This is a genomic window from Enterococcus sp. DIV1726a (assembly GCF_051710985.1).
In the GTDB taxonomy this organism is placed as follows: Bacteria; Bacillota; Bacilli; order Lactobacillales; family Enterococcaceae; genus Enterococcus_B; species Enterococcus_B hirae.
The window spans coordinates 1,770,396-1,792,929 of sequence record NZ_JBIOLS010000001.1 but is presented as its reverse complement, the minus strand read 5'-3'; the positions used below and the strand labels follow the sequence as shown (position 1 = coordinate 1,792,929).

25 protein-coding genes are annotated in these 22,534 nt (G+C 37.0%); 22 read left to right on the top strand and 3 right to left on the bottom strand.

Annotation, left to right across the window (positions count from 1 at the left end; translation table 11 throughout):
• Nucleotides 1–360 precede the first annotated feature (360 nt).
• Entirely contained in the window at nt 361–2,256 is a 1,896-nt protein-coding gene (asnB, locus tag IGJ27_RS07955) for an asparagine synthase (glutamine-hydrolyzing) (protein ID WP_178305854.1), read from the top strand.
• A 108-nt stretch (nt 2,257–2,364) separates the two neighbouring features.
• Here the strand turns inward: asnB and IGJ27_RS07950 are convergent, their stop codons facing one another.
• Nucleotides 2,365–2,811 (bottom strand): DUF2188 domain-containing protein, encoded by a 447-nt coding sequence (locus IGJ27_RS07950; protein WP_053766725.1) that lies wholly within the window; start codon nt 2,809–2,811, stop codon nt 2,365–2,367.
• A gap of 206 nt (nt 2,812–3,017) precedes the next feature.
• Here IGJ27_RS07950 and rpmG point away from each other — a divergent pair, with 206 nt between their 5' ends.
• Entirely contained in the window at nt 3,018–3,182 is a 165-nt protein-coding gene (rpmG, locus tag IGJ27_RS07945) for a 50S ribosomal protein L33 (RefSeq protein WP_002320810.1), read from the top strand.
• Between the two features lie 168 nt (nt 3,183–3,350).
• Nucleotides 3,351–3,854: a dihydrofolate reductase gene (locus tag IGJ27_RS07940; RefSeq protein WP_010737807.1), complete on the top strand. Its 504-nt coding sequence runs from the start codon at nt 3,351–3,353 to the stop codon at nt 3,852–3,854.
• A gap of 78 nt (nt 3,855–3,932) precedes the next feature.
• Here IGJ27_RS07940 and IGJ27_RS07935 read toward each other — a convergent pair whose 3' ends face one another.
• A complete protein-coding gene (locus tag IGJ27_RS07935; protein WP_178305855.1) occupies nt 3,933–4,889 on the bottom strand; it encodes an ABC transporter substrate-binding protein in 957 nt (318 codons plus the stop codon).
• A 142-nt stretch (nt 4,890–5,031) separates the two neighbouring features.
• Here IGJ27_RS07935 and IGJ27_RS07930 point away from each other — a divergent pair, with 142 nt between their 5' ends.
• The 11 genes from IGJ27_RS07930 to IGJ27_RS07880 all read left to right on the top strand — a co-directional run bounded on the left by IGJ27_RS07930 (nt 5,032) and on the right by IGJ27_RS07880 (nt 14,549).
• Complete coding sequence (locus IGJ27_RS07930) at nt 5,032–5,865, top strand: ABC transporter ATP-binding protein (RefSeq protein WP_178306408.1); 834 nt, start codon at nt 5,032–5,034, stop codon at nt 5,863–5,865.
• Nucleotides 5,862–6,851 (top strand): FecCD family ABC transporter permease, encoded by a 990-nt coding sequence (locus tag IGJ27_RS07925; RefSeq protein ID WP_014834567.1) that lies wholly within the window; start codon nt 5,862–5,864, stop codon nt 6,849–6,851. The genes IGJ27_RS07930 and IGJ27_RS07925 overlap by 4 nt, the downstream gene beginning before the upstream one ends.
• The gene (locus tag IGJ27_RS07920) at nt 6,848–7,843 is read left to right on the top strand and encodes a FecCD family ABC transporter permease (protein ID WP_178305856.1); all 996 of its coding nucleotides are present in this window, start codon (nt 6,848–6,850) and stop codon (nt 7,841–7,843) included. The genes IGJ27_RS07925 and IGJ27_RS07920 overlap by 4 nt, the downstream gene beginning before the upstream one ends.
• Nucleotides 7,844–8,204: 361 nt before the next feature.
• Entirely contained in the window at nt 8,205–8,750 is a 546-nt protein-coding gene (locus IGJ27_RS07915; protein WP_010718840.1) for a 5-formyltetrahydrofolate cyclo-ligase, read from the top strand.
• 13 nt (nt 8,751–8,763) lie between these two features.
• Nucleotides 8,764–9,462 (top strand): rhomboid family intramembrane serine protease, encoded by a 699-nt coding sequence (locus IGJ27_RS07910; protein ID WP_063627259.1) that lies wholly within the window; start codon nt 8,764–8,766, stop codon nt 9,460–9,462.
• Nucleotides 9,463–9,482: 20 nt separating this feature from the next.
• Entirely contained in the window at nt 9,483–9,695 is a 213-nt protein-coding gene (locus IGJ27_RS07905) for a YqgQ family protein (protein ID WP_010718842.1), read from the top strand.
• The gene (locus tag IGJ27_RS07900; RefSeq protein WP_010718843.1) at nt 9,695–10,660 is read left to right on the top strand and encodes an ROK family glucokinase; all 966 of its coding nucleotides are present in this window, start codon (nt 9,695–9,697) and stop codon (nt 10,658–10,660) included. Before IGJ27_RS07905 ends, IGJ27_RS07900 begins: the two co-directional genes overlap by 1 nt.
• 14 nt (nt 10,661–10,674) lie before the next feature.
• Nucleotides 10,675–11,070, top strand: a complete 396-nt coding sequence (locus tag IGJ27_RS07895; protein ID WP_010737800.1) for a rhodanese-like domain-containing protein — start codon at nt 10,675–10,677, stop codon at nt 11,068–11,070.
• Nucleotides 11,071–11,508: 438 nt separating this feature from the next.
• Nucleotides 11,509–12,219, top strand: coding sequence for a hypothetical protein (locus IGJ27_RS07890; protein WP_178305857.1), 711 nt, complete (start codon nt 11,509–11,511; stop codon nt 12,217–12,219).
• A gap of 150 nt (nt 12,220–12,369) precedes the next feature.
• On the top strand, nt 12,370–12,735 hold the full coding sequence (locus tag IGJ27_RS07885) for a DUF488 domain-containing protein (protein ID WP_010737798.1): 366 nt from the start codon (nt 12,370–12,372) through the stop codon (nt 12,733–12,735).
• The gene (locus IGJ27_RS07880) at nt 12,732–14,549 is read left to right on the top strand and encodes an FAD/NAD(P)-binding protein (protein WP_178305858.1); all 1,818 of its coding nucleotides are present in this window, start codon (nt 12,732–12,734) and stop codon (nt 14,547–14,549) included. Before IGJ27_RS07885 ends, IGJ27_RS07880 begins: the two co-directional genes overlap by 4 nt.
• 126 nt (nt 14,550–14,675) lie before the next feature.
• Here the strand turns inward: IGJ27_RS07880 and IGJ27_RS07875 are convergent, their stop codons facing one another.
• Complete coding sequence (locus IGJ27_RS07875) at nt 14,676–14,843, bottom strand: DUF3042 family protein (RefSeq protein WP_010718848.1); 168 nt, start codon at nt 14,841–14,843, stop codon at nt 14,676–14,678.
• Nucleotides 14,844–15,076: 233 nt separating this feature from the next.
• Here IGJ27_RS07875 and galE point away from each other — a divergent pair, with 233 nt between their 5' ends.
• The 8 genes from galE to IGJ27_RS07835 all read left to right on the top strand — a co-directional run bounded on the left by galE (nt 15,077) and on the right by IGJ27_RS07835 (nt 22,531).
• Entirely contained in the window at nt 15,077–16,066 is a 990-nt protein-coding gene (gene galE, locus IGJ27_RS07870) for a UDP-glucose 4-epimerase GalE (RefSeq protein ID WP_010737796.1), read from the top strand.
• Nucleotides 16,067–16,073: 7 nt separating this feature from the next.
• Nucleotides 16,074–17,558, top strand: coding sequence for a UDP-glucose--hexose-1-phosphate uridylyltransferase (galT, locus tag IGJ27_RS07865; protein WP_178305859.1), 1,485 nt, complete (start codon nt 16,074–16,076; stop codon nt 17,556–17,558).
• Nucleotides 17,559–17,596: 38 nt separating this feature from the next.
• Nucleotides 17,597–18,577: a LacI family DNA-binding transcriptional regulator gene (locus IGJ27_RS07860; protein WP_010718851.1), complete on the top strand. Its 981-nt coding sequence runs from the start codon at nt 17,597–17,599 to the stop codon at nt 18,575–18,577.
• A 131-nt stretch (nt 18,578–18,708) separates the two neighbouring features.
• The gene (gene tsaB / locus IGJ27_RS07855) at nt 18,709–19,431 is read left to right on the top strand and encodes a tRNA (adenosine(37)-N6)-threonylcarbamoyltransferase complex dimerization subunit type 1 TsaB (protein WP_010718852.1); all 723 of its coding nucleotides are present in this window, start codon (nt 18,709–18,711) and stop codon (nt 19,429–19,431) included.
• Nucleotides 19,415–19,954: a ribosomal protein S18-alanine N-acetyltransferase gene (gene rimI / locus IGJ27_RS07850; protein WP_010737793.1), complete on the top strand. Its 540-nt coding sequence runs from the start codon at nt 19,415–19,417 to the stop codon at nt 19,952–19,954. The genes tsaB and rimI (IGJ27_RS07850) overlap by 17 nt, the downstream gene beginning before the upstream one ends.
• A gap of 9 nt (nt 19,955–19,963) precedes the next feature.
• Nucleotides 19,964–20,431: a ribosomal protein S18-alanine N-acetyltransferase gene (rimI, locus tag IGJ27_RS07845; RefSeq protein ID WP_063627253.1), complete on the top strand. Its 468-nt coding sequence runs from the start codon at nt 19,964–19,966 to the stop codon at nt 20,429–20,431.
• Nucleotides 20,428–21,456, top strand: a complete 1,029-nt coding sequence (tsaD, locus tag IGJ27_RS07840; RefSeq protein WP_010718855.1) for a tRNA (adenosine(37)-N6)-threonylcarbamoyltransferase complex transferase subunit TsaD — start codon at nt 20,428–20,430, stop codon at nt 21,454–21,456. The genes rimI (IGJ27_RS07845) and tsaD overlap by 4 nt, the downstream gene beginning before the upstream one ends.
• A 493-nt stretch (nt 21,457–21,949) precedes the next feature.
• On the top strand, nt 21,950–22,531 hold the full coding sequence (locus tag IGJ27_RS07835) for a hypothetical protein (RefSeq protein ID WP_010718856.1): 582 nt from the start codon (nt 21,950–21,952) through the stop codon (nt 22,529–22,531).
• The last annotated feature ends 3 nt before the right edge of the window (nt 22,532–22,534 follow it).

Sequence of the window (22,534 nt, the reverse complement as noted above, 5' to 3'; positions counted from 1 at the left end):
TTTCACGACAAGAAGGTTTAAGAGTAAAATCAAACAAGTCTTATTGGAAATTGCTTGTAACTTAATTAGAGCGGATTATTTAGTAAGGACTATCTTTTGATTGGTTAAATGATAGAGATGATTAAATAATAATGAATATTTTTCAAGTCTTTGCTAAACAAAATAGCTTCCTTAGTCAAAACATGTTAAATTAATTAATAGGACTACTTTTTTTATAGTAGAACTCAAAAATATTCACTGTTATTTCATGTGACGAAACTGTAAGAGAGCTATTATTTCAAGATTTAATAGCCTCTATGATAAGATGCTTATGGACGAAACAAAGTAATAGTAATTATTATCTAGGATGTGAAAAATAAAATGTGTGGAATTGTAGGATTTATTAACGACAAAGACAATAAAAAAGCAATCGTAAACGACATGATGGATCGAATCGTTCATCGGGGACCGAATAGTTCGGGTGATTATATTGACCAGCATGTTGCTTTAGGATTTAGAAGATTAAGTATTATCGACTTAGAGGGTGGAAAACAACCTATCTATAATGAAGATCGAACAAAAGTCATCATTTTTAATGGGGAAATCTATAATTACCAACCTCTTAGAGAAGAGCTGATTGCAGCTGGACATATTTTTCAAACACATGCGGATACAGAAGTATTGTTGCATGGTTATGAAGAATGGGGAACTGATCTATTACAAAAGGTTCGGGGTATGTTTGCCTTTGCAATCTGGGACAATAAACGCAATGAATTATTTGGTGCTCGGGATCATTTTGGAATCAAACCATATTATTATGCGGAAATGAACGGCACATTTATGTTCGGATCAGAAATCAAAAGCTTTTTACCACATCCAGATTTTCATAAAGAATTGAATAAAGAAGCCTTGAAACCTTATATGACATTTCAATATTCACCATTAAATGGAGAAACCTTTTTTAAAGGGGTTCACCGTTTGCCAGAAGGTCATTATTTCACTTACAAAGATAATAAGTTAGCGATTCATCAATATTGGGATGCTAATTTTGAAGAAAAACAAAACTATTCACGGAAAGAATGGATCGATAAGATTGATGAAACAGTTGAAGCATCGATTAAAGCACATACGATCAGCGATGTAGAAGTTGGCTCATTCTTATCTAGTGGGGTAGATTCAAGCTATGTGACTTCTGTATTAAAACCAGATCATTCTTTTTCAATTGGGTTTGATGATAAAACATATAATGAAGCTATTGAAGCTAGAAAGTTAACAGAACTTTTGGACTTAGATAATACAGCAGCTGTCATCGATGGAGATATGTCATTTAAAGCTTTTCCTTTGATTCAATACCATTTAGATGAGCCAGATTCGAATCCTTCATGTGTCCCACTTTATTTCTTAGCAAACTTGGCTTCGCAAAGTGTTCGAGTTGTCCAATCAGGTGAAGGGGCAGATGAACTATTTGCGGGATACCAAACTTATGGGTTCCATACGAATTCAAAAGTTATTCGTGTCATTGCTCAAGGGTTGAAGAAACTACCAAAAGGAACACGTTATAACTTGGGACGAAAAATTGGCAAGATGAAAAACTTCCACGGTAGAATCCATTTATATGAATCTTTAGCTCCTGCGAAAGAATATTTTATTGGTCATGCCCGAGTGTTTGAAGAAAACGAAGCGTCAGATATTTTAACACAAGAATACCAAAAGGCTCCTTCCGTTCAGGAGATTATGGCAGTCCATTATGCTAAAACTGAAAAAATCAAAGATGAAGTGAACAAAATGCAATACGTTGACCTTCATCAATGGATGCCAAAAGATATTTTATTAAAAGCGGATAAATTATCAATGGCCAGCTCACTTGAAGTACGCGTACCGTTACTTGACATCGAAGTGATGAGATTGGCAGAACAGATCCCAAGTAAGTATCTGTTAAATCAAAATAATACCAAAGATATTTTCCGACAAGCAGCAAATAAACATTTGCCAGAAGAATGGTCTAACCGTGTAAAACTTGGTTTCCCAGTACCAATCAAAGCTTGGTTGAAAGAAGACCATGGCTATCAACAAGTCAAAGAATTATTTGAGGCTGATTTTGCCAAAGAATTCTTTGATCAAGAAAAAATTATGAAGTTGTTAAATGACCATCATGAAGGGCGTCATGAAGAACAACGAAAAATTTGGACGATTTTCAGCTTTTTAACTTGGTATAAAGTTTTCTTCGTTGACGAAGAAATCCCTAAGGCTGAAGCAATCGATTATGTAACAGTCTAAAAAGTAATCAGCTAGCGAAGCAAAAGAACATCCCGCTTCGAGCGGATTGATTTTATTCCTTTTTAACAGTGAACAACTCCTCCTTTATTGTGGAGGAGTTGTTTTTTATTAATAGTTTATTTCTCTTTCTTTCGTTCCGTCTTTTTTGTAGATAATTAATGATGTGTTTTTGTTTTGAGCAATTTCTTTCCCTTTTTCAATCGCTTTTTCTTTCGTATCAAAATGATTACTTGCTTTTTTAGCTCCTTCTGATTGGACAATCCACTTATCTTCTTCAAATTTTACGATCACTTTGGCTGTCAATAATTTAGAAGCTCTTGGATTTGTGTCGTGAGAATCATGCTTTGTTGGATTTTTTTCTTGAGAAAACTCTTTTTTTTCAGTAGAAGTAGCATCTTCTGACCATTCTTTGGCTTGTTTGATAGCAATCGGAATAGCACGATCATCAGGATAGCCTTCTGCAAGCAAGGCGTTACCGATATCGATTGCTTTCTTTCGTGTTAACTCTTCTAAATTTTTCATTGCAGGCGGATAATCTTTCATATTCCAAGGCATAAAATCTTCCTCCTCAAAAATTATTTATATTTCAAGTGTAAGCGCAGTAGTTGGAAAAGGAAAAGATTTTGTTTAGCAAGTAGTTATTTAGATAACTTTCGTCAAGTAGTTTTACTTAACAAATTTTGTAAAAAGGCTAGCAATCTAGTGGAAATCATGGTAAGATAATCAAGTCTGAGAGTCATCTTAGAGGATTCTAGTAAAAAATGGGAGGGAAAAACATGCGCGTAAACATTACTTTAGAGTGTACTTCTTGTAAAGAACGTAACTACCTAACAAGCAAAAACAAACGTAACAACCCTGATCGTTTGGAAAAACAAAAATATTGCCCACGCGAACGTAAAGTTACTTTACACCGTGAAACTAAATAATTAGTTCAGCGTAAGTCTAGAATCCTTTTTAGGAAGCTAGACTTTTTTTAATAGTGAAGGTTGAATGAAACCATAAACCTGACAAGCGACTCTTTTTCTTGTAACAGGGTCGTTTTTCTTGTATGATTGAAATCGTTTGTTCAAATTCAGTTTGAGAGGATGAAACACATGTTTATTTCAATGTGGGCACAAGACAAGAATGGTTTGATTGGAAAAGATGGCCTGCTTCCTTGGAGGTTACCAAACGATATGCGTTTTTTTAGGGAACATACGATGGATAAAATATTAGTGATGGGAAGAAAGACATATGAAGGCATGGGCAAATTGTCTCTTCCTTATCGGCATATCATTGTGTTAACTACTCAAAAAGATTTTAAAGTAGAAAAAAATGCGGAAGTCCTTCATTCGATTGATGAACTTTTGGCATATGCCAAGGATATACCTGAAGATATCTATGTGTCAGGAGGAAGTCGAATTTTTCAAGCTTTGTTACCAGAAACAAAAATCATCTGGCGAACATTAATTGATGCAGAGTTTGAGGGGGATACATTTATTGGAGAAATCGATTTTACAAGTTTTGAATTAGTGGAAGAACATGAAGGAATTGTCAACCAAGAAAATCAATACCCTCATCGATTTCAGAAATGGCAAAAAATGAGCAAAGTGGTTTAGCACATAGTTAAATAAAAAAAGACGTTCACTCCAATTTGTAAAGAAAGGAAGGTGAACGTCTATTCTTGTTCAGGTGATTTATTTCAAATTATTTTTGATATCATTGACCATATTTTGACTAGCTATTGGACCATTATAGAGCCAACTAGATTCTGGACCAAATTCTAAGACATGATTTTCTTTGACCGCTTTTAAATTTTGCCAAGTTGCTTCATTAAACATCGCAGCTTTTTCATCACTGTTGACTAAGATGAGATAGTCTGCATCTAACTCTGCTAATTTTTCTGCAGAGACAGCTGACCAATCTGAAGTTGCACTTTTAGAGATTTCAGTAACTAGATTTGGCACACCAAATTTTAGATCACCGTAAATGATTCTTCCACTTGAACGTGTTTCACTAACCATAAATGCTGAGTTATTCGTCACCCATAAAACAGCAGCCGTTTTGCCGTTGATTTTATCTGCGAGTTCTTGTCTAGTGGCTTTCACCTTTTTTTGGTAATCAGTAATGATTTTTTCTGCTGCTTTTTCTTTATTTAATGCTTTTCCGATATCTTTTAGTTGGGTTTCCCAAGTGACATCATTCCCATTTTTTACGACATAGGTTGGCGCAATTTTGCTGTATTGCTCGTATTTACCTCCTTCAACTGTAGCCGAAGAAGAGATCAATAAAAGATCGGGTTCATAACTTAAGACTTTTTCATACGGAAGATCATAAGAGATCGTGGGAACATCTTTTAATTCTTTTTGTAAATAATGTTGAATCGATCCACTACCAACTGTCCATTGAGCAACAGGTTTTTCACCTAAAGCGATAAGATAGTCTTCGAGGTAACTCCCGATGATTCGTTTTGGTTGATTAGGGATCTCGACTTTATGACCCAAGGCATCAGTCACTAGGTGAGTTTTTGCAGTTGTTTCATTACCTGCTGTGTCAGTTGAATTGGATGAATTATTTGAAGAAGAGCAGGCGCTAAGTAAACTAAGCAGCAACACTGTGGCCCCAATGGTAAAGATATTCTTTTTTAGTTTCATTTTTTCCTCCTGAAGGGATTTTCATTGATAATCATTCTCAATTGATATTATTCCTGACAATAGTGGTCATGTCAACTATTTTCGGGAAAGAGCCATTTAGAGTAAAACTTGACGAATTTGTGAAGGAGCTTCATAATTGAGAATGATTTTCAGGGAAAGGATGAAAAATTTGACGACGATTGAAGCTGTTGATATTACAACGGGTTACTTAAATAAACAAGTGATTGAAAAAATGTCTATCAAGATACCAGAAGGAAAAGTGACAAGTTTGATTGGTCCTAATGGCAGTGGTAAATCAACTTTATTAAAAAGTTTTACTCGACTGTTACCTGTCAAAGAAGGAAAGATTATCGTAGATGGATCTGAAATTTCTACATATAGTCCTAAGATGTTAGCGCAAAAAATTGCACTGTTAGCCCAAAGTAGTGAACACCCTTTAGGCATGACTGTCGAAGAGGTGGTCTCTTATGGTCGTTATCCTTATCAAAAATTTTTTAGTGGATTAAATGAAGAAGATCTACATGCTATCCAATGGGCGTTGGAAGCGACACAACTAACTAAGTTGAAAGAAAGGGAGCTTTCGAGTCTATCAGGTGGACAAGCGCAACGAGTTTGGATTGCGATGGCTTTAGCCCAAGAAGCGGATATTTTGATTTTAGATGAGCCAACCACTTTTTTAGATCCTGCGCATCAATTGGAAATCTTACATTTACTGAAAGAGATCAATCATATCAAACAGACAACCATTTTAATGTCGATCCATGACATCAATCACGCTTCTCGCTTTTCTGACTATTTAATTGGGATGAAAGCAGGACAAATAGTGGTTCAAGGCACACCTGATGAAGTAATCACAACGTCATGGATGAGGGAAATCTATGAAATTGAAGCGCAGATCATCGAATTGCCTGAAACGAATAAACCCGTTGTTTTGTCTTACGATTTAATCAATGATCGTAAGGAGGGTGAACAATGAAGACAAAGAGGAAACGAATGATTCTTTCCCTATTGTTGCTAGGAGTAGTTAGTATATTTTTCTTTGCGTTAGCCAATGGAGCGGCGGTTGTCGACTTTTCTAATTTGTGGCAAGCGATTTTTAAATTTGACGACTCAGTTCAATCGCAGTTGATTATCCGAACGATTCGGTTGCCTCGAGTGCTGGGGGCTTTCTTAGTCGGAAGCTGTTTTGCTCTTAGTGGCGCATTGATGCAAGGGGTGACACGGAATCCTTTAGCTGATTCAGGGTTATTAGGAATTAATGCAGGAGCATCGCTTGCAATGGCTCTTTGTTTTGCGTTTTGGCCACAAGCTTCTGCTTTTTCTGTTTTTTTACTGTCATTACTTGGTTCGTTGGTAGTTACGTTATTTGTTTTTGGTTTCTTACGTTTTTCAAAAATGGGGATGAATCCACTTCAATTGATTTTAGCAGGTGTTGCGATCAGTACTTTTTTTACAGCTATTAGTCAAGCGCTGACACAACTATTCAATTTGCAGCAAGACTTGGCGTTTTGGTTCGTGGGAGGCGCTGCGAATGTCACTTGGCATCAATTGGAAATTTTGGCTCCGATTTATCTGTTGACAGTTAGTGGCTCCTTTTTGTTAGGTCGCTCCATCTCGTTGGTCAACTTAAGTGAGTCACATGCCTTGGCATTAGGAGGCAACCCTGGACGGATCAGATTTTTTGCATTTGTATTAGTGGCGGGGTTAGCTGCAATGGCGGTGTCGTTAGTTGGACCAGTTTCATTTATTGGATTGATGGTTCCACCAATCGTCCGAGGAATCATTGGTTCCGATTATCGGTATGTTTTACCAGCCTCTTTTTTAGTAGGTGGAGGATTAGTGATGTTGGCGGATTATGTTGCACGAATGATCAATCCGCCATTTGAAACGCCATTCGGCTTAATTATTTCCTTGATCGGTGTACCGTTTTTACTACTCCAAGTAAGGAGGGAACAAGGATGAAAAGAAGTTACCAATCACTAGTTGTTTTATTTGTTTTATTAGTTGTTAGTATAGTTGCAAGTTTAATGATTGGCACACCATTTATTCCATTTGATCAATTAGCTGAGGTGTTTCAAGGGAAGGGTTCGGCAATCCAAGAGTTGATTGTTTATGAATTTCGTGCCCCTCGTCTATTAATCAGTCTTCTTGCTGGTATGTGTTTAGGTATTTCAGGCTTTATCTTGCAGGGAGTTACCAGAAATAGACTAGCTGATGCTGGCATATTGGGCATTAACGCTGGAGCAGGTTTTTTCGTTATGATTTATTTGGGCTTTTATGCCAACCAAACTTTTCCGTTTTTACTATTGATCGTGGCTTTTCTAGGCGGCTTGCTTGCAGCTTTACTTGTGTACTTGTTTGCTTATACGAGAAATAGTTTTTTAGGGATGAACCGGCTTTTACTATCAGGAATTGCAGTCAATGCTGGATTGTCGGCATTGATGCTTTTATTTACGATTAAATTGTCGAAAGAAAACTATGGTTTTGTTAATGCCTGGTTAGCAGGTTCACTTTGGGGAGCTAGTTGGCCATATGTTTTCTCATTGTTACCTTGGGCAGTCATTTTGCTTCCTTTCGTGCTGATTTACAGTCGACGAATTGGTTTATTATCTTTTGGTCAAGAAAGAGCGCAAAGTCTAGGATTAGACGTGCAGAAAAGTCAAAAAATCCTATTGATACTCGCTGTTGCTTTAGCCTGCGGAAGCGTTGCGGTAGCTGGCAGCTTATCTTTTGTCGGTTTGTTAGCTCCTCATTTGGCTAAATTTGTCGTCAGAAGAGAAAATCAACTGTCCTTGATCTTGAGTGGATTATTTGGGGCATTTTTTGTAACGATTGCAGATGTTCTTACACGAGTGATTCTACCAAGTGGTGAGATTCCTACTGGGATTTTAATTGCGGTCCTAGGAGCTCCATATTTCTTATATTTATTATTTTCCAAACAAATGATTGCTTAGAAAATAAATACGGGGAAGAAACGATTGTGTTGAGTAAGCAGTGTTTCCCAAAGTAGTTTCTCGTTATTTTGAGACTACGATTATTCTGTCTATTCAAATGAAAAGAGTGAATCAGAGGTCGTGAAGGCATCGGAAAGCTCCAATGACAATAAGAAAGAATTTTTTTTAACAGCTTCTCATGTTTTGAAAAATTCAGGCTTATTTCAAGGAGCTGATGCGTGAACACCGTTTACTCGTTTTTAGAATAAAGAGTGAGAGTGATGTCTTAAATTCTGTTTATAAAACTCTTTTTATTTAAAAAGTTAAATTGCTATTTTTACTATTTTCCGCTACCATTTTAACGAGAGGTGGGTTGATACGTTTGAGTCATATTAAAGAAAAACTTAGAAAAATTGGCATTGAAAATTTACAAAAGATTGCTAGAAGTGAACAGAAGCAGCAAAAAGAGCAAAAAATTTACCAACAACTCTTTCAAAGTAATGAATGGCAGCAAGCAAAAGTGGTTGGTTTGACGATGGCAAATGAGATAGAAGTGGCTACGACCCCAATTATTGAAAAGGCATGGGAAGAGGGTAAAACCATACTTGTTCCTAAGACATTGCCTGAACGTCAAATGTGTTTTTTTAAAATTGATCCGGATACCCGATTTGAACGCACCGCTTTTGGCGTACTGGAGCCATTATCTGATCATTCTTTTTCACCGGACGCTATCGATTTGCTGATCGTTCCAGGGGTTGTTTATCATCAAAATGGTTATCGGATTGGTTTTGGTGGAGGCTACTATGATCGCTATCTAGCCAATTATCCGAACCAGACATGTAGTCTGGTTTTTCAAGAACAAATAAACAATCAATGGGTACCAGAAAGTTTTGATAAAAAAGTGCAACACTTGTTTATCGATAAATAATAAGGAGGGTTACATGAATTATCAACAGAAATTAAAATTAAACGCTTGGCTAAGAAGACCAATTTTGACTTATTTGTTTTTAGCGATACAAACCATCGTGTTTGCAATGATGGAGTTCTTTCCATTTTTAAATATTCCAGCATATTTAGGCATGTTTGGGCCGTCTATTGTAGTTGGAAATGAATGGTGGCGGTTTATTACACCGATTTTCATTCACTTTGGACTGGTGCATTTTGTCATGAATTCTTTGATTTTATATTTTATGGGAGACCAAATTGAAACACTCTACGGTCATTGGCGTTTTTTCTTGATCTACTTGTTTAGTGGTATCCTTGGGAATGCAGCGAGTTTTGCATTCAACGATCTTGGCGTTCTATCTGGTGGAGCAAGTACTTCTTTGTTTGGTTTGTTTGGTGCGTTATTCATTCTTGGATTTCATTTCAAAAATAACTCTCAGGTTCGCCAATTGATTCGTCATTACATGTTGTTTATTGTTATCAGTTTTGTATTTGGTTTGACGGATACCTCAGTCGATATCTGGGGGCATCTCGGTGGGATTGTTGGTGGCTTGCTTATAGGAAATATCATCGGCCTACCACAGAAAGTGACCAATTACTCGATTCATCAAAAAATCCTATCTACGCTTGTTTTTGGATTTCTTTTGATAATATGTGTTTTATTGGGTTTAAAAAACTACGGATTACTTGTATAATGTGAAGGAAGTGCTTTGAGATGGAGAGCTTATATGACGTGCAACAACTGCTCAAACGATTTGGCATCTTTGTCTATGTTGGGTCACGTATCTATGATATTGAATTAATGACGATTGAATTGAAGAATCTTCATGACAGTCGTTTGATCGATCATGATACATACATGACAGCGTGGCGCATACTAAAACGAGAGCACCGAGTGGAAGAAAGCCGAAAGAAAGGAAACTTGTAATGGACAAAAAAATTATTGGGATTGATTTAGGTGGAACAACAGCAAAATTTGCAATTCTAACACCAGAAGGAGAGATTCAACAAAAATGGAGCATCGATACCAATATATTGGATGACGGTAAACATATTATTCCGGAAATTATCGAGTCAGTAAATCATCGTATCAAATTATACAATATGAATGCTGAAAATTTCATCGGAATCGGTATGGGAACACCAGGAAGTGTCGATAGTGAAGCAGGTACAGTGATCGGAGCCTACAATTTAAATTGGACTGAACTTCAATACGTAAAAAAACAAATTGAAGAAGGAACTGGAATCAAATTTGCTATTGATAACGATGCGAACGTTGCTGCTTTAGGTGAGCGCTGGAAAGGTGCAGGGGAAAATGATCCTGACGTTATTTTTGTTACCTTAGGAACGGGTGTCGGTGGCGGAATCGTTGCTGCTGGGAACTTGATCCACGGCGTTGCTGGTGCAGGTGGCGAGATTGGACACATTACAGTGGACCCAGAAGGTTTTGAATGTACATGCGGTAAAAGAGGGTGCTTAGAAACAGTTTCAAGTGCAACAGGTGTAGTTCGCTTAGCACGTTTCTTAGCAGAAGAGTATGCCGGAGATTCAAAATTAAAAGCAATGCTTGATAATGGAGAAGAAGTAACAAGTAAAGATATTTTTGAAATGGCACAAGCAGACGATCCATTTGGTCTGATGGTCGTTGATCGTGTTTGTTTCTACTTAGGATTAGCTTGCGGTAATCTAGGGAACACTATGAACCCATCAAGTATTGTTTTAGGCGGCGGAGTATCTGCTGCCGGGGAATTTTTACGTAGTCGTGTTGAAAAATATTTCAACCAATTTACGTTCCCTCAAGTACAACAATCAACAAAAATCAAATTAGCAGAATTAGGAAATGAAGCTGGCGTGATCGGTGCTGCTTCATTAGCCTTGAAATTTGCGGAATAACGTGGAGGAATGACATGGTTTTATGGGTAATTAACATCATTTTGCTATTGATTATTCTTGCTATTGTGTTTTGGGAAGTTTATCTACGAGTAATGGCAAAACGTTCTGCAAAAACACTGGAAGAAGAAGAATTTCGTGATGGGATGCGTAAGGCACAAGTCATTGATGTTCGTGAAAAAGACGTGTTTGATGCAGGACATATTTTAGGGGCAAGAAATATCCCTTATACTGTTTTAAAAGATTCATTAGGATCTATCCGAAAAGATCAACCGGTGTATATCTACGACCAAAAGAAAAGCTTAAGTATTCGTACAGCGAATAAGTTAAGAAAAGCTGGCTACCAAGATATCTATATCTTAAAAGGCGGATATGATGGCTGGTCTGGCAAGATTAAAAGTAAAAAAGTATAGAACGTCATGACGTCAAATTATCGGTCAATCCTGATGAGTCGTGTAAAGTCAAATCTGGGTCAGAATGAACCTCATTCTGTCTCAGATTTTTTGTTATTTCATTTGGAAGGAAAATGGGGCTGAAGGATCAACTTTGATTCTGTAGTAACCCCCAGAAGTTAGATTTTGGTCTTACTTTTTGGGATTGATACATTCATCAGTTCCACAAATGATAGAGCCAATTTATCAGAAGTTTTTGTATATAAAGTAACAGATACTTTTTAGAAAATTGCATGACTGATTATTCGATTAGGCAACGGGAATAAAAAGGATTCATTAGATCGCACAAGATAAAATACTAAATTTTATTCTTTCCAGAAATAAAAGTTCTATCTCCATTGCGTACGTCATGTATGATGATGATTCAATGATAAATCAAACAATGGGGGAGAAAAGGCAATGCCAGAAATATCTAATGAAACTTTCACTGAGCAACAACCTGCAGGAATAGTAAAAAAAGAAGAAATAACAGAAAAAAGAAAAAAGGAACTTGATAAACTTGTTGGAACGATTGAGGTTTCACTAGCTGGTAAATTAAAAGGAAAGACATATGAGGAGATCGTTGAATCGGTTGTGTCTAAGATTATAAATAAGAAGGTAGAGCAATCTGAACTTGGGAGAGTATTATACTCACTAGATCTTTCTGCCCAATTATATCAGCAGGTCGTAAAGGATTATAACATAAAACGCTTAATCAGCCATGATGGTCCAAGCCAAAGTAAAGTCTCTATAACCAATTCTGTGGTTATAGAAAATATAGAAAGCGCAATAGATTCTCCACAAATAATAATAGAAGATCAATCGGTCGAACAAAAAGATAGTTCAAAACCAGAAAACATTCAAGAACAAAAAACAAGTAAGTTGACAACTGAAAAGCTAACGTTCAGGAAAAGGATTAAGAAGTGGGGTCAATCGTTAAACATTTTCAGAAAGAGTAACACAGATAAACCAGAGAATATAACAAATTGCCAAGGAATTGAAATGGATAAGGGTGGGGTACCTTTAAAAAAAATATTGAGACGACAATCGAGCGAAACTAATGATGCTTGTCATAATAATAATCAATGCCAACACATTGTTCCTCTAGAAAAGGGAGATAGGAATCACTAGCAAGTATCCATAGATCGTGCAAAATTGAAATTTAGTATTTAGGGAGTACTAACAGAAATCAAGCCACGATTTTTTGCTATGACATAATCAAAGGAGAATCTAATCATTTATGCTATGATCAATGTATAAGCAATGAAAGAAGTGGAGAAAATGATCAAACTGAAAAGAGTGTACAGTGCGCGCGAAAAGGGTGATGGCTTTAGAATTTTAGTTGATCGAATATGGCCAAGAGGGATATCAAAGGAAAAAGCACAGATTGATCTATGGTTAAAGGAGATTGCACCAAGTACTGAGTTGAGAAAATTCTTTGGACATCTTCCTGAGCGTTTTCCTGTTTTTGAAGAAAAATACCTAGAAGAGTTAATGACAGATCAAGAAAAGCAATTGGCAGTCAAGCAGTTAGCTGAACTCTGTCAAAACTATCCAATCGTGACCTTAGTTTATGGTGCAAAGAATGAACAGCAAAATCAAGCCGTGGTGCTAAAAGCGTTGATGGAAAGGAAGCTGAATCGATGATTATTGGCATTGTTGGGGCAGGCCCCAGAGGACTAAGCATGGTAGAACGATTGATCCGAAACAATCGGGAAAACCAACATATCCAGATCTGTTTATTCGATCCTGATGGGCCTGGTGGTCGAGTCTGGCGGCTCGATCAACCAACAGAGTTATTGATGAACTCAGTCTCTCAGCAAGTTACGCTTTTTACAGATGAAACATTAACAAGTGGCGGAGAGATTTCACCGGGGCCTAATTTATATCAATGGAGCCAAACAGAGGCGAAAAAGTATATCGAAAAGCAACAGTTTGTGAATAAAGAATTTTTTTTGGCAGAAGCCGAGCGCTTACGTGCCAATGAACCAGCTACCAGATGTTTTTATGGCTTGTACCAGCAGTGGTTTTATGAACAATTAAAAAAATTAGCACCGCATTCATTCACTATCGTTCGATCCTTAGTGAAAGAGATTGATAAGATAAAGACAGGTTTTTACTTGAAAACAAACGAACAGCATTTAGTAGTAGATCAGTTAGTGATTACTACGGGACATTGGGAAAATAAAGTATCCAAAGACGAGAAAAGGTTTTATGACTATGCTGAAAAAGAGCAATTGTTCTACCAACTGCCAGCAAATCCAGCTGATGTTTCCGTAGAAACTATTCCGCCAAAAGCCACAGTGATTCTTAGAGGATTAGGTCTAAGTTTTTTTGATTATGTAGGTTTACTTACCGAGAATAGAGGAGGTAAGTTTGAAAAACAAGGAGAGAAATTGGTATATTTGCCGTCTGGACGTGAGCCGATCGTATACTGCGGGTCTAGAAAAGGGTTGCCCTATTTTCCTCGAGGAAAAAATGAAAAACGGGGAGGAGCAATGGCTGTTCCTAAATTGATCACCAAAGAAAATTTAGCAAAGCTTTATCAAAATCAACAATTAACTGGGAAACTGTTTTTCGACTTGCTAAAAAAAGATGTCGAACTTTTTTATTATAAGAAATTAATTGAGGAAAAACATCTAGCTATTTCACCAGTATTATTTGAACAAATCTTTTTAACACGTGATCAAAGTGATTGGCAAAAACAATTTCCTGAATTACAGCCTTATCAATGGGAGTGGGATTTTTTTGAAACGCCTATCTATCATGAGAAGCACGACTTTCAAAAAGAAAGTCGAAGGTTTATTGATTATCAAATCAATGAATCAATGAAAGGAAATTGTACTGGGGCGATTGCTTCAGCTTTTGATGCGTTAAAAGATTGGCGTGATCCTGTCCATCTGGTCATTGAATGGGGCATCTTCACTGCCAAAGAATATAGAGAAGTATTATGGGGTTGGTTTACTAAGCTCAATGCTTTTCTCACGATCGGTCCGCCAGTTGTTCGGACAAGAGAATTAGCCGCTCTGATTGATGCGGGTATTTTCACAATCGTTTCCCCACCGCTGGAAATCAAAACAGAGGCCGGTTTCTTTATCGTAGAAAACGAGGGACAACGGATTGAAAGTCGCTACTTGATTGAAGCCCGACTCCCGCAGACTGATTTGACACAAACAAAGAACCCAGCATTAAATAGCTTGAAAAAACATCAGCTGATTCGTCCTTTTACTTATCAGGACACGACTGGCGTGTATGAAACTGGTGCAATTGATATCAAACTAAGCACCAATCAAGTCTGGAACAAACAGGGAGAGCTAGAAGAAAATTTATATTGTTTAGGGATTCCGGTCGAAGGTGTGGATTGGTTGACAGCTACAGTCTCACGACCATATACCGATGCTTGGAATTTGAGGCAAATCGATAAAGTGGCACAGCTGATTCTTGGAAGGACAACCAATTGAAGCAAAAAACACAACCGACTCTAAAGGCTAGATCATTCATCTAACTTTTAAGATCGGTTGTGTTTTACTAATTAATAATGATTCTTTGGGCTATAAAAGGGATGATTTTCTTGAATCGTTTAAAGATTAGCGAGCTACACGTTTACGCATCGCTTTTTTACGATTTTCTTCAATCATTGTTTCTTTTTCATCAATGGGATCGATTACTGTTTTTTTAACTGAAGCTACCAATCCAGCAACAGCTGCCGCTGTTGCAAGACTACCGACTAAAATTCCAGATACAAATTTTTTCATTAAATCCACCTCGTTTATTAGTTGTTGCTTCTATTATGTAACAAATTGAAAAAAAAGGCTAGTCTGACGTCTATTTATTGGAAACCTTTACAAATTTTCCTTGAAAATATTTACTAAATGTTTTATTATAAATTTACTAAATAAATAGCAAAGGCAACAGAAACAAAAGGGTCATAGTTCCAAACGATTCAAAACGTACTTTTTGCTGCTTTTGTAAAAAAAGGAGTGTTTTCATGGCAATCTTGGTATTGGGTGGCGCAGGTTATATCGGTTCACATGCTGTTGATCGGTTGATCAATCAAAACTATCAAGTGGTAGTAGTGGATAATTTATTAACGGGGCATCAAGCAGCAATTCATCCTAAAGCACAATTTTACAAAGGTGACATTCGGGATAAATCTTTTTTACAGTCTGTTTTTGAAAAAGAAACGATCGAAGGAGTCCTTCATTTTGCAGCTAGTTCATTAGTGGGAGAGTCTGTTGAGAAACCATTGAAGTATTTTAATAACAATGTCTATGGTATGCAAATATTGTTAGAAGTGATGCATGAATATCATGTGAAGAATATTGTCTTTTCATCTACAGCAGCCACTTATGGTGAACCTACAGAATCACCAATTACCGAAGCAACTCCTACGAATCCAAAAAATCCGTACGGTGAAAGCAAATTGATGATGGAAAAAATGATGAAATGGTGTGACCAAGCCTATGGCATGCGATATGTAGCATTGCGTTATTTCAATGTAGCAGGTGCAAAAGCAGATGCATCGATTGGGGAAGATCACACACCAGAAACGCATTTAGTTCCTATTATTCTCCAAGTAGCTCTAGGTCAACGTGATTCTTTGGCGATTTACGGTGATGATTACGATACACCCGATGGAACATGCATCCGAGATTATGTTCAAGTGGAAGATTTGGCTGATGCCCATATCTTAGCTTTAGAATATTTAAGAGCGGGGAATGAAAGTAACTTCTTTAATCTAGGGAGCAATCAAGGCTACTCCGTCAAAGAAATGCTTGAAGCGGCTAGAGAAGTAACAAATCGAGAAATTCCAGCTAAGGTGGCACCACGTAGAGCCGGAGATCCAAGCCGGTTGGTCGCTTCTAGTGCTAAAGCTGAAGAAATCTTAGGTTGGCGACCAGCTTACACAGATGTAAAAGAAATCATTAAAACAGCCTGGGATTGGCATGTGAGTCATCCCCATGGTTATGAGGAGTAGAGAGAAGATGACAATCAGTCAAACGATTTGTGATTTTACGACACTAGCAATTGAAGCTGGTGGCTGGATGGAAATGGATCGAATTTATTTACAAAATCGAATTTTGGGAATGATCGGCGAAGAGGCTTTGGAAAACACTGAAGTGCGCCCTGTTTCTGAAGAATCGGTGGTGTTACTTGATCGGTTAGTCGAACAAGCCAAAAAAAATGAAGTGGTTACTGATTTACCAGCTGAAATCGAAATCTTTGAAGCACAATTAATGGATTTTTTAACACCACCACCATCAGTAGTCAATGCGTTTTTTGCACAACATTACGCAACAAATCCAGAAGAAGCAACAGACTACTTTTATCAATTGAGTAAAAGAAATGATTATATCAAAACCAGAGCGATTGCGAAAAATATCAGGTATACGTATCCTTCAGAATATGGCGAATTAGAGATTACGATCAACTTATCCAAACCTGAAAAAGATCCTAAGCAAATTGCTGCCGAAAAATATGCCAAAAAAGTTGATTATCCTGAGTGTATGCTTTGTATGAACAATGAAGGCTATAAAGGACGTTTAAATTATCCAGCTCGCACCAATCATCGAATCATCAGAATGAATCTTGATGGGGAAAGTTGGGGATTTCAGTATTCTCCATATGCTTATTACAATGAACATTCGATCATCTTGTCAGAAGAGCATCGTCCTATGAAGATTACGAAAGAAACATTTTCACGTTTATTAAAAATCACAGAGGTTTTACCACACTACTTTGTTGGTTCAAATGCAGATCTGCCAATTGTTGGAGGATCGATTCTGTCACATGATCATTACCAAGCAGGGCGCCATGAATTTCCAATGGCTAAAGCTCCAATCGAACGATTAATCAAATTATCGGATTATCCTCAAGTAATCGCAGGTGTTGTCAAATGGCCGATGTCTGTCATTCGTCTGCAAGCGACGGGGAAAGAAATCCTAGTGGAAGCTGCTAATAGTATTTTAGAAAAATGGCAACAATATTCAGATTCCGCGGTAGCAGTGACGGCATTTTCTAAAGATGGTACGCCTCATCATACGATTACACCAATTGCTAGAAAACGCGAAAATTATTTTGAACTCGATTTAGTGTTACGAGATAACAATGTCTCTGACGAACATCCAGAAGGGATTTTCCATCCTCACCGAGATATTCAGCATATTAAAAAAGAAAATATCGGTTTGATCGAAGTCATGGGATTAGCTGTTTTACCACCTCGTTTAAAATCAGAAATGGCAGAAGTAGAAAAGTATTTGCTTGGACAAGAAAATAAGATAGCTGAGTATCACATGGAATGGGCGAAGGGCTTGAAAGCCGACCATCCAAATGTGACAACTGAAACAGTAACAGAGATCGTTCAGCAAGCTATTGGTAAAGTTTTTGCTCGTGTGTTGGAAGATTCAGGGGTATTCAAACGCGATATAAAAGGTCAAGAAGCTTTCCAACGCTTTACTGCAACGCTTTAAGAAGAATGCCCGAGTGGAATAGATAGGAGGAGAAACAAGTGGCAACGATTAAAGATATTGCAAAGTTGGCAGGGGTTTCTCCTGCTACTGTGTCAAGAGTCTTAAATGATGATCAGGAGTTATCAGTTAGCCTAGCAACGAAAAGAAAAATTTTTGAAGCTGCTGAAGAGTTGAATTACACGAAGCACCATAGAAACACATCGTTGAATCAAAAGTCGTTGCGTTTGATCCAATGGTACAATGATCAAGAAGAATTAGAGGATCTCTATTATCTTGCTATTCGTTTGGGAATAGAGAAAAAGGCAGAGGAATCAAATGTGACTTTGCTAAAGGAAACGTGGGACGCTATCAGTGATAGACCGACAAATGGAACGATTGCTCTAGGAAAATTCGATGAGCAGCAGTTGATTGAATTGAAGCAGACACAAAGCAATCTGTTATTAGTTGATTTTGATGGAACACCCTATAACATTAATTCATTAATCGTTGATTTTCAAACAAGTATCCAAAAAGTGATTGATTATTTTTTTAACCAGGATAAAAAAGCGATTGCAATGCTTGCTGGTAGGGAATACACCAAAAAAGGACATCAACGGATTGATGACCCAAGGATTGCCGCCTACCAACAAATCATGGCTGGTAAAGGATTGACTACAACGATCATTGAAGCAGATTTTTCAGTTGAATCTGGCTATCGGAAAGTCAAAGAATACTTAGATAGTGGACAGTATTCGTTTGAGGCGCTGTTTGCAGCAAATGACACACTAGCGATCGGTGCATTGAAGGCAATTAACGAAAAAGGTCTGAAAGTACCTGAGGATATCTCATTGATCGGATTCAATGACATTAGTGTAGCAAAATATGTTTCACCAGCTCTTTCGACAGTCAAAGTTCACACGGAATGGATGGGGGAACTGGCGGTAGAGACCGTGTTACAAATGATGAATGAAAAAGCACCTGTTTCGAGAAAAATCATTGTAGAAACGGATCTTATCTTGCGTGAGTCTACAAAAAACTAAAGAACAAATCAAGAGAAAGTTGCGAATGATTGCAACTTTTTTTCTTTTTTTCTGAAATGAATTGTCTTTTTCTTAGCAAGAAGTATGCTACAATATAAAACGATAGAAGTTAGTAGAAAGGATGCATCAAAATGATTACATTAGGGATAGACACCGCTAATCAAACTTTAGCGATCGGCGTGATTGAAGATGATACTGTCTTAGGACAAATCCAAATCAATAAACAGAAAAATCATAGCGTTAGTTTGATGCCGGCTATCGATCAGTTATTCTCAGCACTCGGATTAGCACCAACCGCTATCGATCGAATTGCTGTTTCCGATGGACCAGGTTCATACACCGGTCTAAGAATCGGTGTAACTACTGCAAAAACACTTGCATATACATTGGGTAAAGAACTTGTGGGGATTTCAAGTTTACAAGCAATTGCTGCTAATTGCCGGAACGTAAATGGGTTGATCGTGCCTTTATTTGATGCAAGAAGAAAAAATGTTTATGCTGGTGTGTACCGAAGACAAAATGGAAAATTAGAAACAGTTCTTGAAGATGTACATATTTCAATTGAAGAACTGCTTAAGCAACTGTCTCAGTTCGATGAACCTATCTTATTTGTCGGAACAGATACGCAAAAATTTACGAATGAAATAAAGGAAGTATTACATGAAGCAGAAATAAATAAGGTGCTTGAATGGGATCTTCCTAATGGCTGTACGATTGCAACATTAGGGGCCAATCGTGAACCAGTAAGAGATTTAACCAATTTTGTACCACGTTATTTGAAAAAAGTAGAAGCAGAGGAAAAGTGGTTGGAAACCCACACTCCTGGAGACGAAAGATATGTTGAAAAAATTTAAAGCATATGCTAGAAGTTTATTCTATGAAAAAAAAGAATTTGCTACTAAGATAATTGAAAATCAAGGGAAAAGCTATCGAATAAAAGAGCTGATACCTCGAGATATCAAAGATTTATTATCGATTGAACGCCAGGTATACAATGGCGAATTACCATGGACAAAAAGTGCCTTCCTTTCTGAATTAAATTCACCTTTTCAAAATTTATACTTAGGAATACTAGACGGGGAACAGTTAATTGGATTTATAGGTGCGAGAATTTTTGGCTTGGATTGCCATATTACAAATATTGCGGTTATTCCTGTGTATCAACGAAGAAACATTGGTACATTGTTAATTGACGAAATTGAAAAATTTGCTATAATGAATCGCTGTGACACACTCTCTTTAGAGGTGAGAATGAGTAATCAAGATGCCCAAAGACTCTATCGGAAATTAGGATTTCAATCGAACAAAGTAAAAAAAGGGTATTATACCCAAACAAATGAAGATGGATTAGAAATGATCAAATATTTAGAAAAATGAGAGGTACAATTGATTTATACTAAGAATGACTTTGAAGATGAACAGTTAGCGTCTTGTTTATGGGCGCTTTGTGAGGAAGCATATGAACATGGTTCTCCTTGGACCAAAGACCAATTTTTAATGGATATCCAACAACCACATACGCAATATTACTTATTGGTGGAAAATTCGCTACTCCAAGGATTCATTGGCTATTCGAAAGTTATCGATGAGACGGAGATCACGAATATTGCTGTGGCAAAAAAACTGCAAAAAAAAGGGTATGCACGTCAGTTATTACGCTTTTTATTAGACCGAGAAAAACAAGCAGGAACATATAATGTTTATTTAGAAGTACGAACGTCTAACCTAGCAGCTCGTCATCTTTACCAATCAGAGAAATTTAGAGAACTAGGGAAACGAAAATCTTATTATCATGATCCAGTAGAAGATGCGATCATTATGAGTACAAAGTTAAAAACGGAGACGATGAAATGAAAGAAGAATTGATTCTGGCAATTGAATCAAGTTGCGATGAAACGAGTGTCGCAGTTGTGAAAAATGGTGATGAGATTTTAGCCAATGTCATTGCTTCACAGATTAACAGCCATAAAAGATTTGGCGGTGTTGTTCCAGAGGTAGCAAGTCGCCATCATGTAGAGCAAATCACTTTATGTATCGAAGACGCTTTGGCGGAGGCAGGCACTTCTGTTGAACAACTGAGTGCTGTAGCGGTTACTTATGGTCCTGGTTTAGTTGGTTCGTTACTGATTGGGATTTCTGCCGCCAAAGCTTTTGCTTGGGCGAACAATTTGCCTTTGATACCTGTGAACCATATGGCAGGTCATATTTACGCTGCACGCTTTCAAAAGCCTTTTGAATTTCCGCTACTAGCATTGCTTGTCAGTGGTGGACATACAGAGCTGGTCTATATGAAGGAAGACGGGAACTATCAAATCATCGGTGAAACGAGAGACGATGCCGCTGGAGAAGCTTATGACAAAGTTGGTCGTGTCTTAGGTTTGAGTTATCCAAGCGGAAAAGAAATCGATCAGTTAGCGCATCGTGGTGAAGATACCTACCATTTTCCAAGAGCCATGATCCATGAAAGTAATTATGATTTTAGCTTTAGTGGTTTAAAAAGCGCCTTTATCAATTTAGTACACAACGCCCAACAACGTGGAGAAACTCTTGATACAAATAATTTAGCTGCTAGTTTTCAAGCGAGCGTTGTGGACGTTTTAGTCAATAAAACCCTTCGTGCTTGTAACGAATACCCAGTCAAACAATTGATTGTAGCAGGTGGAGTTGCAGCCAATCAAGGATTGCGTGAAACACTCGAAGAGGCATTGAAAAAAGAACATCCAGAAATTGAACTGCTGATCCCTCCATTAAAACTTTGTGGTGATAATGCAGCAATGATTGGAGCAGCTGCGCATGTAGAGTTGAAACAAGCCAATTTCGCTGATCTTCGTTTAAATGCGAAACCTAGTGTGGTATTGAATCAAGGAGGAAATGAGTAAAATTCACCTTATTTTCGTATACATGGCAAGAGCGGTTGAGAAAAACTTACTTTGTAGTAAGTGAAATCGATTAATTAATGAAATATGAAAGTTAGAATATCATTTTTATTTTTACATCTATTAAAGAGTTTGGGACAATCTTTTATTTGTTCCAAGCTTTTTTTGACTTAAAATTTCTAAATTTGGAAATTTTTGTTCTATTGTTCAAATTGTTATATTAATAAGAGGTCTCGCGATAATATGGATTAGAGATTAAGAATACAAATGACGTAAATACTATGTTCTCAGCAAAAACACTTATTATAATAACTATTTTTAAATAGTAATTGTTATTTTGCGAGTAGTGATTTTATTACGATGGTTATTTGTTTTGAAGGCATTTATTTAATTGTCTTAAGAAATAACATATGCTAATATGGATGGTAGAAATGCTTTTATGTGTTATTTTTTAATGGTTGTTTAATTATTTTGATAGGAAAAGGAGAGTTAGAAGATGAAATATGTGTTACAGAGTATGGTTTTAATTTTATGTAGTTTCTTTTTTACGTCTTATGTTGATGCTGCCGGGGCGATTTCGCAAGATGAGCAAATGATCATCCAAGAATTGACTCAACCTATTTTAATTCAAGGCAAAGAATTTCAAATGCCTCAAACATATATTACACAAACTGAAAATTATTTAAAACAAAATGATTTATCCAAGTCACAAGTGGATACAGCAGTAAAAAATATCCAAAATGTGAAGCAAAAACTGACTAATTTAGACATTGATTTGTCATCGGTTCATACGATAAATGATTTAATAAAAATTATCCCTAGGGAAACAATTTTGGAAATTCAGCAATTGATTTCATCAACAGCGGATGCTTTAGGATTAGTCGTTTTAAGTTGGAATAAAGGGTATGTTGAGCTAGGCACACAAAACTCTGATGGCTCGATTTCAGCAGTGTTCAACTCGAAACAACCGATTAAACAAACGGGAACATTCCCTATCTCAAGCATTCTTGCAATTGGATGTTTAATGATGACTGCGACAGGTGCATTCATCGTAGGAAAGAAAGTCAAACTTGCATAAAAA

Coding starts and splice junctions, on each gene's coding strand:
- asnB (WP_178305854.1), top strand. CDS start 361: ATGTGTGGAATTGTAGGATTTATTAACGACAAAGACAATAAAAAAGCA.
- IGJ27_RS07950 (WP_053766725.1), bottom strand. CDS start 2,811: ATGCCTTGGAATATGAAAGATTATCCGCCTGCAATGAAAAATTTAGAA.
- rpmG (WP_002320810.1), top strand. CDS start 3,018: ATGGGAGGGAAAAACATGCGCGTAAACATTACTTTAGAGTGTACTTCT.
- IGJ27_RS07940 (WP_010737807.1), top strand. CDS start 3,351: ATGTTTATTTCAATGTGGGCACAAGACAAGAATGGTTTGATTGGAAAA.
- IGJ27_RS07935 (WP_178305855.1), bottom strand. CDS start 4,889: ATGAAACTAAAAAAGAATATCTTTACCATTGGGGCCACAGTGTTGCTG.
- IGJ27_RS07930 (WP_178306408.1), top strand. CDS start 5,032: ATGATTTTCAGGGAAAGGATGAAAAATTTGACGACGATTGAAGCTGTT.
- IGJ27_RS07925 (WP_014834567.1), top strand. CDS start 5,862: ATGAAGACAAAGAGGAAACGAATGATTCTTTCCCTATTGTTGCTAGGA.
- IGJ27_RS07920 (WP_178305856.1), top strand. CDS start 6,848: ATGAAAAGAAGTTACCAATCACTAGTTGTTTTATTTGTTTTATTAGTT.
- IGJ27_RS07910 (WP_063627259.1), top strand. CDS start 8,764: ATGAATTATCAACAGAAATTAAAATTAAACGCTTGGCTAAGAAGACCA.
- IGJ27_RS07905 (WP_010718842.1), top strand. CDS start 9,483: ATGGAGAGCTTATATGACGTGCAACAACTGCTCAAACGATTTGGCATC.
- IGJ27_RS07900 (WP_010718843.1), top strand. CDS start 9,695: ATGGACAAAAAAATTATTGGGATTGATTTAGGTGGAACAACAGCAAAA.
- IGJ27_RS07895 (WP_010737800.1), top strand. CDS start 10,675: ATGGTTTTATGGGTAATTAACATCATTTTGCTATTGATTATTCTTGCT.
- IGJ27_RS07890 (WP_178305857.1), top strand. CDS start 11,509: ATGCCAGAAATATCTAATGAAACTTTCACTGAGCAACAACCTGCAGGA.
- IGJ27_RS07885 (WP_010737798.1), top strand. CDS start 12,370: ATGATCAAACTGAAAAGAGTGTACAGTGCGCGCGAAAAGGGTGATGGC.
- IGJ27_RS07880 (WP_178305858.1), top strand. CDS start 12,732: ATGATTATTGGCATTGTTGGGGCAGGCCCCAGAGGACTAAGCATGGTA.
- IGJ27_RS07875 (WP_010718848.1), bottom strand. CDS start 14,843: ATGAAAAAATTTGTATCTGGAATTTTAGTCGGTAGTCTTGCAACAGCG.
- galE (WP_010737796.1), top strand. CDS start 15,077: ATGGCAATCTTGGTATTGGGTGGCGCAGGTTATATCGGTTCACATGCT.
- galT (WP_178305859.1), top strand. CDS start 16,074: ATGACAATCAGTCAAACGATTTGTGATTTTACGACACTAGCAATTGAA.
- tsaB (WP_010718852.1), top strand. CDS start 18,709: ATGATTACATTAGGGATAGACACCGCTAATCAAACTTTAGCGATCGGC.
- rimI (WP_010737793.1), top strand. CDS start 19,415: ATGTTGAAAAAATTTAAAGCATATGCTAGAAGTTTATTCTATGAAAAA.
- tsaD (WP_010718855.1), top strand. CDS start 20,428: ATGAAAGAAGAATTGATTCTGGCAATTGAATCAAGTTGCGATGAAACG.
- IGJ27_RS07835 (WP_010718856.1), top strand. CDS start 21,950: ATGAAATATGTGTTACAGAGTATGGTTTTAATTTTATGTAGTTTCTTT.